This window comes from Oleiphilus sp. HI0067 (assembly GCF_001635735.1).
Genome location: NZ_LWFI01001260.1, coordinates 1 through 1,093, shown reverse-complemented (window position 1 = coordinate 1,093; position 1,093 = coordinate 1). Strand labels below are relative to the sequence as shown.

The following is a 1,093-nucleotide window of genomic DNA, read 5'->3' as shown; positions in this document are numbered from 1 at the left end:
TAAGGGATGTGTATTTCGATTCAGCCTTGGTTGATGAAAAGCTAGTGGATCGATATTTTGAGTTGTCCCGTTATCCGGGTAATTTAGCGGCGTTCCCAAAACGTGTTAAAGCGCGTCTAGACCAAGACTCACAGTTAATTTCTGATGTAAGCGTTCCAACGTTTGTAATGTGGGGACAAGAGGATCTTTATTTTCCGGTAGCCAATGCTTATCGGTTTCAAAAAGAAATCGCTCAAACCCAAATGTATATATTTGAAGACGTTGGGCATCTACCGATGGAAGAGGTTCCTGATGCATCTGTGAAGGCGTATCGCTCTTTTCTAACTCAAATTTCGTATTAACGACTAGTTTTCTCGGGTGCCTAGTTAACGCGAGGTGCTTGAACCTGCAAAGAATCGTGCTAAATCTTACTAGCCAAAAAAAATGAACTTTAGAGGGATGCGCGCGTCCCTACTTTTACATTGCTAAGAGCATTTATTTCAATTGGCGAAAGTATGAGCAAGGTGCTAATTCTTAATGGGCATCATCCTTATCCTTTTTCAGAAGGTCGATTAAACAAAACCATGGTGGAGCTGGCAGAGGCTCGTCTACAAGAAAAGGGACATGAAACGCGCGTTGTAAATTCTGCAGAAGAATATGATGTGGATGAACAAGTTGCGAATCATGTTTGGGCTGATGTTGTGATTCTTCAAACGCCTGTGAATTGGATGGGCGTGACATGGACATTCAAAAAATATATTGATGAAGTCTACACGGCTGGTATGGGTGGCTAGTTGTGTAACGATGATGGGCGTACCCACGAAGAACCTAAGAAAAACTATGGCGGTGGAGGCATAGCAGCGGGTAAAAAATATATGCTGTCATTAACTTTCAACGCACCCGAAGAAGCGTTTAATGACCCAGGTGAATATTTATTCCAAGGCAAAACGGTTGATGATTTGTTCTTCCCGATGCATGTGAATTTTCGGTTCTTCGCAATGGAGCCGCTTGAAACGTTCGTGGCCTATGACGTGATGAAAAAACCAAGCGTCGATGACGACCTTAAACGATTTGAAGCACATTTAGATCGCATTTTTTAGAGCACTGTTTGGGG

1 protein-coding gene and 1 pseudogene are annotated in these 1,093 nt (G+C 42.6%); both read left to right on the top strand.

Annotation, left to right across the window (positions count from 1 at the left end; all coding sequences use genetic code 11):
* Positions 1-341: alpha/beta fold hydrolase (locus A3739_RS19315; protein ID WP_156502701.1), on the top strand; the 341-nt coding region annotated here is incomplete at its 5' end.
* A 153-nt stretch (positions 342-494) separates the two neighbouring features.
* Positions 495-1,079: pseudogene (locus tag A3739_RS19310) on the top strand (NAD(P)H-dependent oxidoreductase).
* The last annotated feature ends 14 nt before the right edge of the window (positions 1,080-1,093 follow it).